The organism is Propionivibrio pelophilus DSM 12018, from assembly GCF_059569095.1.
Window position 1 is genome coordinate 1 of sequence record NZ_JCANUT010000003.1, and the last position, 12,619, is coordinate 12,619.

Annotated in this window: 13 protein-coding genes; 2 read left to right on the forward strand and 11 right to left on the reverse strand. The window is 56.8% G+C overall.

What is annotated here, in order from left to right; all coding sequences use genetic code 11:
• From tnpA to BO74_RS02490, 5 genes are all read right to left on the reverse strand, one after another.
• Positions 1-197, reverse strand: a 197-nt coding sequence (gene tnpA / locus BO74_RS02470) for an IS66 family insertion sequence element accessory protein TnpA (protein ID WP_496439761.1), incomplete at its 3' end; no start/stop codon positions are given.
• Positions 198-441: 244 nt separating this feature from the next.
• Positions 442-1,317: an AEC family transporter gene (locus tag BO74_RS02475; protein ID WP_496439762.1), complete on the reverse strand. Its 876-nt coding sequence runs from the start codon at positions 1,315-1,317 to the stop codon at positions 442-444.
• Positions 1,318-1,336: 19 nt separating this feature from the next.
• Positions 1,337-2,344 carry an NAD(P)-dependent oxidoreductase gene (locus BO74_RS02480; RefSeq protein ID WP_496439990.1) on the reverse strand — a complete coding sequence of 336 codons (1,008 nt, stop codon included), beginning with the start codon at positions 2,342-2,344 and terminating at the stop codon, positions 1,337-1,339.
• Positions 2,293-3,297, reverse strand: coding sequence for a Gfo/Idh/MocA family protein (locus tag BO74_RS02485; RefSeq protein ID WP_496439763.1), 1,005 nt, complete (start codon positions 3,295-3,297; stop codon positions 2,293-2,295). The genes BO74_RS02480 and BO74_RS02485 overlap by 52 nt, the downstream gene beginning before the upstream one ends.
• Positions 3,298-3,545: 248 nt before the next feature.
• On the reverse strand, positions 3,546-4,553 hold the full coding sequence (locus BO74_RS02490; RefSeq protein WP_496439765.1) for a TRAP transporter substrate-binding protein: 1,008 nt from the start codon (positions 4,551-4,553) through the stop codon (positions 3,546-3,548).
• Between the two features lie 190 nt (positions 4,554-4,743).
• On the opposite strand from BO74_RS02490, the gene BO74_RS02495 reads away from it, so the two are divergent.
• On the forward strand, positions 4,744-5,676 hold the full coding sequence (locus BO74_RS02495) for a LysR family transcriptional regulator (protein ID WP_496439766.1): 933 nt from the start codon (positions 4,744-4,746) through the stop codon (positions 5,674-5,676).
• Here BO74_RS02495 and BO74_RS02500 read toward each other — a convergent pair.
• The 6 genes from BO74_RS02500 to BO74_RS02525 form a co-directional block, all read right to left on the reverse strand.
• Complete coding sequence (locus BO74_RS02500; protein WP_496439768.1) at positions 5,615-6,439, reverse strand: ATP-binding protein; 825 nt, start codon at positions 6,437-6,439, stop codon at positions 5,615-5,617. The two genes, BO74_RS02495 and BO74_RS02500, sit on opposite strands and share 62 nt — an antisense overlap.
• A gap of 346 nt (positions 6,440-6,785) precedes the next feature.
• On the reverse strand, positions 6,786-7,892 hold the full coding sequence (locus tag BO74_RS02505) for an IS5 family transposase (RefSeq protein ID WP_496439992.1): 1,107 nt from the start codon (positions 7,890-7,892) through the stop codon (positions 6,786-6,788).
• Positions 7,893-8,221: 329 nt separating this feature from the next.
• On the reverse strand, positions 8,222-8,413 hold the full coding sequence (tnpB, locus tag BO74_RS02510; protein WP_496439769.1) for an IS66 family insertion sequence element accessory protein TnpB: 192 nt from the start codon (positions 8,411-8,413) through the stop codon (positions 8,222-8,224).
• A complete protein-coding gene (locus BO74_RS02515; RefSeq protein ID WP_496439770.1) occupies positions 8,410-8,880 on the reverse strand; it encodes a transposase in 471 nt (156 codons plus the stop codon). Before BO74_RS02515 ends, tnpB begins: the two co-directional genes overlap by 4 nt.
• 69 nt (positions 8,881-8,949) lie before the next feature.
• Positions 8,950-9,906 (reverse strand): IS5 family transposase, encoded by a 957-nt coding sequence (locus tag BO74_RS02520; protein WP_496439771.1) that lies wholly within the window; start codon positions 9,904-9,906, stop codon positions 8,950-8,952.
• A gap of 399 nt (positions 9,907-10,305) precedes the next feature.
• Entirely contained in the window at positions 10,306-11,055 is a 750-nt protein-coding gene (locus BO74_RS02525; protein WP_496439772.1) for a GntR family transcriptional regulator, read from the reverse strand.
• A gap of 240 nt (positions 11,056-11,295) precedes the next feature.
• Between BO74_RS02525 and BO74_RS02530 the strand changes: the two genes are divergently transcribed.
• Entirely contained in the window at positions 11,296-12,591 is a 1,296-nt protein-coding gene (locus BO74_RS02530; protein ID WP_496439774.1) for a class-II fumarase/aspartase family protein, read from the forward strand.
• Positions 12,592-12,619 lie beyond the last annotated feature (28 nt).

Consider the following 12,619-nt stretch of genomic DNA (forward strand, 5'->3'; position numbering starts at 1 on the left):
GAAAGCGCGGTGCCGGCATCGCGCGCGGCGTGGGCCAGCTGCGTCCGCCAGCGCTCGTAACTCGATTTGGCGATGCCTTCCCGTTGGCAGAAGGTCGCGATGGACAGTCCGCTGGCCGCCCGCCGTTCAAAAATATCCCGCCATTCCTCGGCGCTGCGCCGTTGGTGCGTGCCCCCTGCATTCGTCACTTCTGCCATGCCCGTTTCTCCTTGTCGTTGAAAACGGACGCATTGTTCGTCAGTGACGCGGAGAGGAGAAGATCGCCGGTGGGTTAACGCTTACGATGTTTCTGCGGCAGGTAACTGAGTTAAGCCGACGCTCACCCTGCCTACTCACGGACAGCAGGTTGGCTAAGCCTAGCTTTCTCACAGATTTTCAAACTCCTGCTTTCCTCTAAACGGAACGATAGTGCGCAGCATCTGCTGATACTGGGATCTCCACTCAGAGCCGAAGCGCCAGCGCTAAGGGGATAAAAAACAATGCAAAGGCATTACCAATCATAACGATCGCAGCCACTTTTTCCGACTCCCCTCGGAATCGGTCGGCGAAGATGAAGCAGGACACCGCCGGGGGCAAGGCACCGAAGAGAAACAGAATATCCATCTCTGTCTTGCCCAAACCAACTGTGATTCCGAACAACCAGGCCATCAACATCCCCGTCACCGGAGTAACGATAGCACCGGCAATTCCGATGCCGAGCATGCTTCCCGGCTTTGTCGACGAAAGACGCACCCCCAACGAAAAAATCATCAAACCGAGTGCGATATCTCCGAGTAACCTAGTCGCCGCCATTAGCGGCGGCCACAACGTTACCCCGCTCAGACTAACCGCGACACCGAGAGCAGCAGCAACAAGAAAAGGCTGGCGCCAAATCTCGACAATCGAAAATCGCCCGCTCAACAGCCAAGGAGACAGGATGAACTGCAACACGGTGAGGACAAGCATCAGCACCACGGCGGGTCCGAGCGCCTGATCCCCAAAAGTGAACAACATCAGGGGAAGCCCCATGTTGCCGACGTTGTTAAACATCGACGGCGAAATTAACGTCTTTGGATCAATCCCCAATGCGCGTGCAACCGGCCATGCCAACATCCCGGAACCGATGACTACTACAGCACCTCCTATCGCCAACCCGACGTTGTCTGCCAAGTTGAACGATTTTCCCGCAAGCGCGGAGAAGATCAGCGCAGGCAGGAAAATCTCCATGTTCATCCGGTTGGCGGCAGCCATCTCTGGGCTGTGCCGCCGGGCATAAAAATACCCGGCCATGACCACGGCAAAGATGGGAAAAACAATGGAAATAATTCGGAGGAACATGAGAAACGCCCAAGATCAGTTACAAAGGTGCTGGTGATTCAGCACTCCGCTTGACTTCGACTCCGACGATATCCTCCAGCACCTTGATCAGACACTGATTGTCCTCATTGGGGAACTTGGTGATGCCGGCCTGGAAAAACTGCTTCGCCGTACCCGTCGTCATCATTGGAACGCCCTGCTCTTCGGCCAGTGCCATCGTAATTGTCAGATCCTTGTAGGTATTACCGATGTTCGATCCTGTTCCCTTGAACTTGCGGTCCATGACTGCGGGGATTGCCCCCTGGAACAGCGGCGTGTTGGCCACACTGGTGCCAATCACGTTGAACAGTGACTCGGCACTGACACCGGCTTTCACGCCGAGCAGCATGACTTCGAACATGCCCGAGTAGATACAGCCGACCAGACCCTGCATGCAGGCCTTGACGATCTGCCCCTGTCCGACCTGTTCGCCTACATAGTTGATGTTCTTAGCAATGGCCTTGAATACCAGAGAGCACCGCCCGTAAACCGTCCTGTCCCCCGCGGCCATTAGCGTCAGTTGCCCCGCATCAGCGCCTTTCTGCCCTCCGGATACCGGGCAATCAATCACAATGACCTGCCGTTCCTTCGCTTTGGCTTCGATCAGTTGCACGGCCGCGCTTCCAATTGTTGCCGTCACAACGATGACCGAACCCGGCCTCATGGTATCCAACAACCCCTTTTCCCCGAAAATCACGGCGTTGGATTGTTTGGCGTTGACCACCATTACAAAAACCACGTCCGAGTTGGCACCAACCGTTGCACTGTCTTTTTCTGCCAACCCACCCAAACTCGTCAAGGTTTCGAGCGCTGTATCGTTCATATCAAAGCCGCTCACCTTGAAGCCATTGGCGACAAGATTTTTCGCCATACCCATGCCCATATTGCCGAGGCCCACGATTCCGATGTTTTTCATTGCTGTTCCTTTTTGAAATGTTGCAGTGCTGCTTTGTGGATTTACAGCGTGATCAGTGACTGGGTGCGCGCGGAGTCCAGAATGGCATGCGATACCTTCAAGGTTTCCAGTGCGTGCTGCCCGGAGGCCGTGGAATCCGCCTCCTTATCCATGCATTCGATGAAATATCTATTCGCATTCCGGTAGGACGGACACGTCGTGAAGTTGTAAATATCGTTCAGCTTGATGATTTTTTCGTACGGCATGTCCTGTGTACGGATGCGCAGGCGGGTGAAGTCGAACAGGTCATCTCCTTCGAGAACGACCGTGCCCTTGGTGCCGAATACGCCGCGTGAACTGCCTTTCAACCAGGAAGACCAACTTGCGTTGATGATCCCCATCGCCCCGTTTTTCATGTTGAAAAGAACGTTGGCGTTGTTGTCGAACTTCGGAGCGTCGGCAAAGGTACCGCGCACATCGGCCTTAACGCTGGCTATCGGTCCGGCGAGTTGGTAGATCATGTCGATATCGTGCGATAACGATTCGATGCTCATTCCACACACCGTATCGGCCTTGCGCCGCCACGTGTCGTTCTGCGTGCCCGCGTTTCCGCCCAGCATGCCCATCCGATTCACGAAGACATTGACGACGTCGCCAACCTCGCCGGATTGAACAATTTTCAGCAACTCCTGGAATCCTGAACGGAACCGGTGATTGAAGTCGATCATCAGCTTGACGCCATTAGCCGAGGCCAAGCCCACCAGCGTTTCCGCGTCAGCAATCGAGATGGCCATCGGTTTTTCCATGACGACATGGCACCCTGCTTTCATCGCGGTCCGTGCATAGTCGATGCGGTACGCCGGCGGCGTACAAATATGCACCATGTCGAGGTTCTGGGCGATTGTGGCCAAATCGTCAACAACAGTCGTGTTGTACTTGGCGGCCAGTGTTTTTGCGCTTTCCTTGTTGACGTCGACCACCCCGCAGATTTCAACACCCATTTTGGTCAGGGCTTCCGCATGGCAGTACGCGATGGCACCCGCGCCAATGATTGCAGTTTTTTTCATTCCAAATCTCCTTCGAGAAATACTGATAAGAGGGTACGCAACAAAGTTTACTACCTCCAGAACAGAGAATTATTGCGCTAGATATTCACAAATTACGCACGATATTTGCACAATAGACACGAAGGACTACGCAGGCGTCTCCGTGATTTCCAGAAAAAAATCGGCCTCGGCGCGCAAAGAGAAGAGGAGTAACTTTGCAAGTCCGCCGAGGTCAACGAAATACAGACGAGCTAGTCGCCCTTATTGTTTTACTTGCGTGCTTTATCAACCTCTGCCAGGAATTCCTTGACGAACTCCGGACCAATCGATGTACTGTATTTCTCGATCACCGGTCTGACCTTCTCCCGCATCTTGACGACTTCTGTCTGCGGCAAGACATTGACCTCCATCACTTTCTTCAGCTCTGCGAGCGCCTTGTCATGCGTGTCGCGAGCAAACTGGCGTTGCCACACGGAGGCTTCCTTGCCTGCTTCCAACACGAGTTTTTGCTCCTCAGCATTGAGTTTGTCCCACGTCTTTTTGCTCATGAAGCAGGTTTGTGGGTTGTACATATGGTTGGTGACCGTCAGGTACTTCTGGACTTCAAACAACTTGGTGATCTGAATCACGGAATAGGGATTCTCCTGACCGTCAATTGCTTTTTGCTCAAGCGCCGTATAAACCTCCGGGAAAGCCATTGGAACAGCATTGGCCCCCAGCGCGTTGAACGTATCGACATAAGTTGGCGACTGAACCACACGTAGCTTCAAGCCTTGAATGTCTTCGACGGTCTTGACAGGTCGTTTGCTGTTGGTGAGTTGGCGGAACCCGAGTTCGAACCAGCCAAGATGAATCAGGCCTTTGGCCGGCATCATGTCCGCCAGCTTTTTGCCCATCGGTCCGGCCAGCACTTCATCTGCTTCCTTGCCGTTGTCGAAGAGAAAAGGCATATCGACGATGGCAAATTCCTTGATGATGCCTTGCAGGATGCCGGCGTTCATCGACACCAGATCAATCGTTCCACCCTGAGCGGCGGAAAGAGCCTGGACGTCACCGCCCAGAACTCCACCCGGGAAATGCTTGACGGTCATCTTGCCGCCGCTTTTTTGTGCCAACAGTTCACCGAATTTCTCGCCACCGGCCGGGATCGGATGCCCCTTTGGGTTGTTCGTTGCAAAGCGGAACGTATGCTCACGAACCTCGGCTTGTGCTCCGCCGAGCATCAACAGGCAGCACGCCGCCGTAATTGCGAATCCAGCTGTTTTTTTCAATTTCATCTGACTCTCCTTTGCCCTGAATGAATGCCGTCATGGGTTCGCGCGATCTTTCCCTGCCCTTGCCCATCGGCTCAAATCCGGTGCCGACGCTCCTGAGCAGGTCACCGGGGTTTCCCTCATCGGAAAGCCAGCTTACTATGCTAGTTTTGGATTATTATCACTCTTTTAATTCATTGTTTAAGCAGAAATCGTGAGCAATGACCCCGATCTAAATGACTTGCGACTGTTTTGTGCCGTTGCCAAGAAATCAAGTTTCATAGCGGTTGCCCGTGATACCGGCGCGGCACCCACCTCGGTCAGCAAACGCATTGCGATGCTCGAAGAGTCTCTCGGGGTGAAGCTCTTTCATCGAACGACGCGACGGGTCAATGTCACGGACGCAGGAGCCAAGGTCTACCTCTGGGCGCAAAAAATACTCGATGACGTCGAGGACATGCATGACGATATCGCGACCACACGAGGCGATCCGCGCGGACTGATTCGCATCAGTTCGAGCGCACGCCTGGGGCGGGAACTGCTCACACCGGCACTTTCACGCTTTAAAATGCGCTACCCGGAAGTGGAGGTCTGGCTTGAACTCCTTGACCGCAGGGTCGACCTTCTCGGAGAAGGTTTCCATCTGGATATTCGCGCGGGAGAGGTCAATGAACATCACCTTATTCCCCATCGGGTCGCCGTCAGTTCGCGCATCCTGTGCGCTGCCCCTTCATACATTGCCCGTCATGGCGCTCCCATTGTTCCCGGAGACCTGATCAACCATGACTGTATTCTGTTGAGGGAAAGGGAAGAACCGTTCGGAACGTGGCGGCTGACCAGTCCGCGCGGCAGTGAGAACGCAAAAGTCGCAGGAACCATGGCATCCAACGACATTGACGTCGTGCTGCGCTGGGTACATGACGGGCATGGAATTGCGTTCAGCGCCGACTGGCTGTTTGCTAAAAGCCTGGCCAGCGGATCACTTGTTCGCGTCCTGCCCGACTGGTATCAGCCCGCGGACATCTGGGCGGTTTCCACATCACGCTCCGCCCAATCGGCAAAGGTACGTGTTTGCCTTGAATTTCTTACGGAGCAGATAGCAGTTGACAAGCAACTCTTCGCGGAGAACTGGCCGTCAACAACGTAGCTTTTCGCGGCGAGGCCGCCGCCAGCAATCCGCGCGCAACGACCACGGTCATCCCGACCAGGTCGGGCGGACAAAGTTGCCGGCGATCAGCCTTAACGAACGGCAGATCCACTCGGGGCGCTGGACATAGGTCCTCTGACACTACATCCGGCAGTTGAGTGTCAATTGTCGCTTCCAATTCGGCGATCGACGGTGTCGGCTGCGCCAGAAGCACGAACCTGAGGTGCTGAGTAGCGTCGACAAGCATGCGCAGATCGCTCGCTGGAACTCGACCCGCGTTGTCCAGAACCACGAGCGCGTGAACTCCGCTCGCGCCCAAGAATCTGTCCAGCGCGCGCAACGCATCAACGCCACTGGCGCCCGGCAAAAGAATCTGCCGCAAGCCGCAGGCGGTTGGAGCGGCCCACTGCGCGGCGAGATCCCGAACCAAGCTCGCCGCGATGGCGGGGCCGGGGACATCGCCTACGTCGTAGTAGGCGCATTCGCTGCCGAGGTGCACCGCGGCCTGCGCTGCCCAGGCCGTCTTGCCAGCCCCGGAGAAGCCGCTCACGATGCGCACGCGCGCGCCACTATCCAAGATGGGCTCATCTTCGAGCGGGCGATAGACTTCCGGTGGCGAAGGAAACTGCTGCAGCTGCACGACGAGCTGCTCAAATAGTGTGTGCAGCTCGGTCGTGTTGAAAGCGTGACGAGTTGGTTCGCCCGTCGCCGCCAGAAGTACTCGACCAGTCAGTTTCCAAACGAGCGTCTCGGGCTCAAGCATGGCCAGCGGAAGCAATCGAGCTTTGTCGGCACACCAGTGGACCGCCTCCGCTACGCTGGGCCAAGCGGTCGGCAGGCATGCAGGCGCACTCGTCGTCGCTCCCGGCCACGATAGCGTCACTCCCTCAGGCAAACCGCCCGTGTCGACATGAGCCCGCAGCTCTGGCCCCGGCGCCACGTTGGCAATGACCACGAACGAAGGGGCTCCTAACAGGCTGTTGAAATTCTCCGACGAACGATGAAACGCCGGCTATTTTTGATGCAACTGAATGCAAATCGCCGCTGAAACGCTCGTTGATTCATCCGCCCGATGCGCTTCGATGGCGCATCGGCCCCGGTTTTGCCGCTCATTGCCGCACTCCCAGCGGCACCGTGAACAGTATTCGTGCCATGCGCGTGAGATTGCTCGCGGTCATCGTCAGTTTGAACTGCTGATCAACCCGTCGGAGTCCTCGAAAGACGGTTTGCCGAATCCGTCCGACCGTCTTGCCCCAACCGAAGTGTTCCTCAATGCGTTTGCGGATGACCTGGCTGATCCGGTAACCGTCGTGCCGGGTTGTCCGGCCGTCGATGGCGCTGCCGCCACGACGTCCCTCGTTCTGCGCCACATGCGGAGTGACGTTGCGCTGGCGACAGGCGGCGATGAAGTCGGCGGTGTCGTAGGCCTTGTCGGCGCCAACCGTCTTGGAGTGAGTGCCGGGAACGCCGTCGAGCATGCGGATCGCCGCTTCGCGTTCTCCGGTTCCATCGGCATGCGTGACCACCGCGCTGACCACGAGCCCCGAGCGGTTCTCCATCAGTACATGCCCCTGGTAGGAAAGGATCGAGGCCGTATTGTTGCTCTTCCGGTACAGGCGGGCCTCCGGATCGGTCGTGCTGGCGTGGGTGTCATTGCTGCGCGGCTTGCCCTTCCAATCCGCTTGCGCATTGCGCCCACCGCCGTTCGGCGTCTGATCATCCGATCCGTCTTTCGGGCGAAAGCTCTTCTGGCTGGCCCAGGCCTGGATCAACGTGCCGTCGACAGAGAAATGCTCCTTCGAGAGCAGGCCTTGCCGGTCGGCCTGCCGCATCACTTCGGTGAAGAAGGATTCAATAACCTCGTTCTCGAACAGGCGATCCCGGTTCTTCGAGAACACGGAATGGTTCCAGACCGTATCTTCCAGCGACAGCCCAACGAACCAGCGGAACAGGAGGTTGTAGCGCATCTGTTCCATCAGTTGCCGCTCTGAGCGGATCGAGTAGAACACTTGCAGCAGCAGCGCGCGCATCAATTTCTCGGGAGCAATCGAGTCGCGTCCGCGATCCGCGTAGATCATATTGAACAAGCTATTGAGGCGCCCCAGCGCTTCATTGACCAGCGTCCGAATCGAGCGCAACGGATGATCCGCCGGAACGAAATCATCCAGCTTTGCTACCGTGAAAAGACTTTCCTGCAGACCGTCCGCTCCGCGCATCTCGCTCACCTATTCTCAAACAGCATGATCATGAACACGATATACAGAACGTCTACCCCGCAAACCCCGTTGACACGGGGACAAATTTCAACAGCCTGCTAACCGAGCTTTTGCCATGCTGGCCATGCTCAATATCAACAGATGGGGACGACCTCTGACAGGAGAGGTGCGCCCAACGTAGCCGAAAGGCGAGGGAAATCCCCGCTTCCAGGCCACAAAACGGCCGTTTATCCAATGGAAAATGCAATTGCATCAAAATTTCGTCTCAATTCGCTTTCACGGCGCCGTGAAATGGCGACTTGTTCGGCGTTTCCCTAGACGAAACTTGCCTATTGGGTGGGCTGTACTTGCCCGTCATTGACGAGGACTATCATCCGGGTGCCTCGTCGATTGGCAAACAGGTAACCGTGGTGCGGTTGCGCCGCACCAAACACCTGAACCACCCACGCCAGAATCGTCTCCGTGCCCGCGCGCATGTCGAGCGGTTCGACCGACAGCCACAAGGCCTCGACCCGGATCATCGCAGCCAGTCACGGAGGCAGGTGGCACATTCCCCCGCGGCCTGGACCGGCCAATCGATCTTGATCGCGGCATTGCCACGGCGAATTTCGATCCGGATATCGGGCGATTCCCGCGTCGCGGGCGCCATCGGCACCGGCACAATGGCCGGGGCCATCCCCGTGAGCATGGGTAAGCGCTGCGTCGGCGCCTCAATACCGCGCTCGCGCATCCAACGACGGACCTGGTTGGCATTGACGCCGTTGGCCATCGCGATTCCGGCCACCGAGGACCCTGGCTCGCAACAGGCGGCAATCACCGCCTGCTTGAATTCTTCCGGGTGAAACCGCCTGCGCCGCATCGGTTTCTGTATTCCCATCGATCGTGTCCACCATGTTTCTTTAGGGAAGCGCTGAACAAACGGCGAGTTTTCACGCGCAAGGGTTGGTTGCTCGTTTTTTGAGCAACGTTTAAACCGCAAACGCGCCATTTCGACGCTTTCTCCCCGAATTCCTGCGTTTCCGTCCACCGCCGGGGCGTGGTGGACGGAGTCCGCCCCTCAGGCGGTTTTTAGCCGCCCTCGTAGCAGATATAAATTCGCCAAACCCACCAACATATTCACCTGGGCCTTGTTCTTCGCCAGACCCCGGTAGCTGGTCTGGGTGAACCCAAACTGTCGCTTGATCACCCGAAACACATGTTCTACCCGCGCTCGGATCGACGATTGCTTGCGGTTGCGTTTCCGCTGGCTCGACGAGAGGTTCTGGCCGGGCTTGCGTTTGTCCTGCACGCACCAGCGGAGCCCCAAGGCCCTTGCGCCGCGTTTGTATTCGTCGCTGGTGTATCCGGCATCGGCGAAGATGACTTCGTCTTTCGGCCTCAGCAGCTTGGGTAAGAGGGTGATGTTGGCTTCGTTGGCCGCAGTGACTTCGACGCTGTGCACGGCGCCTGAATCAACATCGGCACCGACATGAATCTTCATGCCGAAATACCACTGATTACCCTTTTTGGTCTGGTGCATTTCAGGATCGCGCTCCTGCGCCTGGTTCTTGGTCGAACTGGGGGCGTGGATGATCGTGGCGTCTACCATCGAGCCTTTCGACACGAGCAACCCTCGGGCTTTGAGGTCGTTGTTGATTTCGCACAGCAACGCCGTCGTCAAGTCGTGCTTCTCCAGAAAATGGCGGAAGTTCAGGATCGTCGTCTCATCCGGCAACGCTTCCGTCACGCCACTGAAGCCACAGAAACGACGCAGGCTTTCGATCTCGTACAGCGCGTCTTCCATCTGACGATCTGAGAAATTGAACCAGTTCTGCGGGCAGTAAATGCGGAGCATGCTTTCCAGGGCCATCGGCTGGCGACCACGCCGACCGCTCTTCGGGTAATGCGGCTCCAATCGCGCCAATAGCGCTGACCAAGGAACCACCTCCTCCATCTCGTTCAGAAATAGCTCACGCCGTGTCTGGCGCTTCTTGCTTGCGTATTCAAGGTCGGAAAAACTGGCTTGGCGGGACATCGGCTGGGACGTGAACTACTGAAACCACCATTATCTCAAATCAGGGAATTTGTTCAGCGCTTCCTTAGCGGACACGATCTTCCCGGTCTAAAACCTCAATTCATAGATGACTTCGCCGGGGGTTTACGTATTGCTGACATCGCCCCTCTTCCTAAGTACGACTGCAATGAGAAGACAACAACGTAGACCGGAAAGATCGTTACGAATGGCCGCTTGGCACATCAAACCACAGCCGAATCAAGGGACTGTTGGCGTATTGATCGTCAGTGGCCGCATTCTAATCACCAGCCCACAAATTGTGCTATTCGGTCGCTAGACCAGTGTTTGGCTCAGCGTCCGTGGTGGTCGGCGAGCGGGAGAGCAAACAACAACCGACAAATGGTAGTCAAGCAATTCGCTTTAGGCGCAACCGTCAAGATCCCGCACGGAGCGCTTCAAAACCATCGAGAAGGAAAACCGCCCCGCCGGATGGATGGATACGGTCGTGGAAAACACTTTTCCGTAACGGTCAATGTAGCGGCGAACAATCTTGAGGGCCGGCGATTCAGGGAGAACCTTCAGTTCATCGGCAACTCCTGCCGGTACGCCCACCGCCGTGATGCTTTGAAAAACTTCGGCGCTTGACCGACCGTATTGCTTTTCAATCAATTCGCTGATCAACGCATACGGGTATTTGCGAACAAGTTTGCGGAGCCCTGAGTAGGCCAGATCGACATAGTTGTCTGTCCAGCAGACGGGGGGAGCGGTTTTGGCGGCATCTTGGCGAATGCTCGCAATGTGAAACCAGCGTGTACCGGGGGCGCATTCGATGACTTGCGCCAATTCGATATCGGCGACAACTTCGTCGAATTTCTTGACCACACGCAGATTGGTGGCGCCGAACTGGATCAGATCCTCGAGAGATGCCAGGGAGTGGTTGTAGCCGTGGGTGCTTTGTTGCTTCTCGACCCGTGAGCCGATGCCTTTGTGGCGGGAAACCAGTCCCAGATCGACCAATTCGCGCAGAGCAGCGCGGACAGTGTGGCGGCTGGCTTTATATTCCTCGCAGAGTGTCGATTCGGAGGGAAGCAGCGATTCCGCCGGAAATCGCCCTGTGGCAATCCCTTCGGCCAGGTCGCGGGCAATCTGAGCATAAAACGTTTCACTCATGCGTCAACTCGTCATCGATTTCAGATGAATTCGAGTTTATCAGATTGGCCTCTCATAGCTATTGACATGCCTGTACGGACATATTAGCCTGTCCGGACATCTACATGTCCGGACAGGTGGTGCGAGGTGAGTTATGTCGCGGACGCGTTGATTCGATCACCCTTCCACTATCAGGAGATTTTGATGGCCTCAACCGTTATTGATTCAGTCCTCTTCCGTGATTCCTTTGGCACTCCTGCCATGCGCGCCATCTTTGACGACCATGAACTGATCCGCAAATACGTCGAAGTCGAGATCGCGTTGGCCAAGGCCGAGGCGCGCTGCGGAGTGATTCCGCAGGAAGCGGCAGACGAAATTGCTGCCAAGTGCTCGGCAGAAACGCTGGATTTCGATTTACTGCGCCACGAAACCGAAATCGTCGGCTATCCCATCCTGCCGCTCGTTCATCAGATTGCCAAGCAAGCTGGAACGTCCGGAGGATTCGTTCACTGGGGTGCCACGACGCAGGACATCATGGATACGGCCGTAGTCTTGCAGGTTCGCGACGGTCTGGATCTGGTCGAAGCCGATATCAAGGCGCTTCGCGGCATCCTGGCCAAGTTGTCGCGGCGTTATCGCGATACACCGATGGCCGGCCGGACCCACCTGCAACAAGCCTTGCCGGTGACATTCGGCTACAAAACCGCGATCTGGCTCGATATGTTCGATCGGCATGAGGAACGACTGGCCCAACTGCGGCCGCGCGTACTGGTCGGTGAATTTGCCGGTGCGGCCGGCACCCTGGCATCTCTCGGGGACAAAGGCCTGGCCGTTCAGAAAGCGATGATGGAAGAGCTCGGACTCGGGGTTCCGGTGTCCACCTGGCACGTGGCACGTGACGGTTTCGCCGAAGCGGTTAATCTTCTCGCCGTGATTACCGGCTCGCTCGGCAAGATCGCCTACGACGTGATGATCATGGCCTCGAACGAATTTGGCGAGCTTTATGAACCGTTCGTCAAGGGGCGCGGCGCCAGCAGCACCATGCCGCAGAAGCGCAACCCGATTTCCAGCGAACTCATGCTGGCCTGTGCCAAGGGGGTTCGTCAGCAGGCAGGGTTGATGCTCGACGCCATGGTGCAGGATCTCGAACGAGCGACCGGACCGTGGCACGCCGAATGGATTGCCATCCCCGAAGCCTTCATTCTGGCGGCAGGCGCCCTCAACCAGGCCAGGTTCATGCTCGACGGCCTGATCGTTGATGAAAAAGTGATGCTGCGCAACCTTGGCATGACAAACGGTTTGATCGTCGCCGAGGCAGTAATGATGGGTCTGGCCCCCTACATCGGTCGTCAGGACGCCCATGACGTGGTCTATGACGCGTGCCGGGTGGTCAATGAAAAGGGCGGGCGGCTCTCCGATGTGCTCAACGCGATGCCTTCGGTCGCCAGTCGCCTTGATCCGCAACTGATCGAACGCCTGACCGACCCTGCCAACTACCTCGGTAGCGCGCCGCAGATGGTCGACCAGGTGTTGGCCAGTTCCGCCGCGCGGGATTGATCGACGACACATCCACACTATTACTGGA